The sequence below is a fragment of the Polaromonas sp. P1_E3 genome (assembly GCF_056405935.1).
In genome coordinates, this window is the sequence record NZ_JBFUBD010000613.1 from 1 (window position 1) to 1,220 (window position 1,220).

2 protein-coding genes are annotated in these 1,220 nt (G+C 62.0%); both read right to left on the minus strand.

Going from position 1 to position 1,220, the window contains the following annotated elements:
• The coding region (locus AC1D0Z_RS22175) for a FecCD family ABC transporter permease (RefSeq protein WP_477660304.1) at window positions 1-712 on the minus strand (712 nt) is incomplete at its 3' end.
• The coding region (locus AC1D0Z_RS22180; RefSeq protein ID WP_477660305.1) for a TroA family protein at window positions 709-1,220 on the minus strand (512 nt) is incomplete at its 5' end. The genes AC1D0Z_RS22175 and AC1D0Z_RS22180, both read right to left, overlap by 4 nt.

Here is a 1,220-nt window from a genome sequence, read left to right on the forward strand (position 1 = left end):
GCGCAGTCAGCGCCCAGGCGCGCCGCATGAAGATGGGCAAGGTGATGACGATGACAAGGCAGGTGACGCCCAGCTTGGGCCAGGTGGCTTTGGTAAGGCTTCCCATGGTCCAGAAAACGACGGCGGCAACCGCTTGCTCCGAGGCGAAATACTGCACCAACGCCAGTAGCGCATTGAAGGTAAACACCAACGCAATGCCCAGCAGTACGATGGTCTCAGCGGTGACGCCGCGCCGCATGCTGAGCACATGGATCAGGAAAGCCGACAGCATGGCCATGACAAAAGCGTTGAGGGGAACCACATACTCCGCCATCACGGGCAGTACCCGCACACCGAAGGCGAGCCCCAGCGCCGCCCCAAAGCTTGCGGCGGCGGAGATACCCAGCGTGAACGGGCTTGCCAGCGAATTGTTGAGGATGGTTTGCATCTGCGCGCCCGCCAGCGACAGGGCGGCACCGACCGCCACCGCCATCAACGCGATGGGCAAACGGATTTCCCAGATCACGACGCGCACCTGCAAGGGCGAACTTGCGGGTGAAAACAGCGCACGGACCACTTCGTCAAGCGTGTAGCGTGCAGGGCCGAGTGCAAGGTCCAGCAGCACGCTGAACAGCAACAGGACGAAAAGCCCTGCCAGCACCAGGCGCCGGCGCTTTACGAGCGAGCGATAAGCTTCGCGCTGGCCACCCTCCGGCAATGGAACGGCGCTCATGGCCGTGCCTCCGCACCCGAACGAAGGCTCACAAAATAACCCGGCCGGTAGTCCACCGGCAAAAAGCGTTCGTGGAGCTCGCGGAAAGTCGCGTCAGGGTCCAGGTCCGAAAAGAGTTCCGGGTGAAACCACTTGGCCAACTGCTGGATCGCGACGAACTCGTAAGGGCTGTTGTAGAACTGGTGCCAGATTGCATGAAAGGCGCCATCGCGGCTGGCTGTGCTGCCGGTATATGCCGTATGTTGCGGGTAGGCTTGCAGCTTGCGCCGGGCCTCAGCCATATCCGCGCCGGGGCCAACACCAACCCAGGCGCCACCCGGTGCGTAAGCCTGCCAATTGGCGCTGGTGACCACCACGTGAGTTGGGTTAGCCGCCACTACCTGCTCGGGGTTCAATTGCCCAAAGGTGCCGGGAATGATGGCTTTGGCAACATTGCTGCCGCCGGCCATCTCTACGAACTTTCCGAAATTCTCGTTCCCGAAGCTCAGGCAGCAGTCCTGGCTGTAGC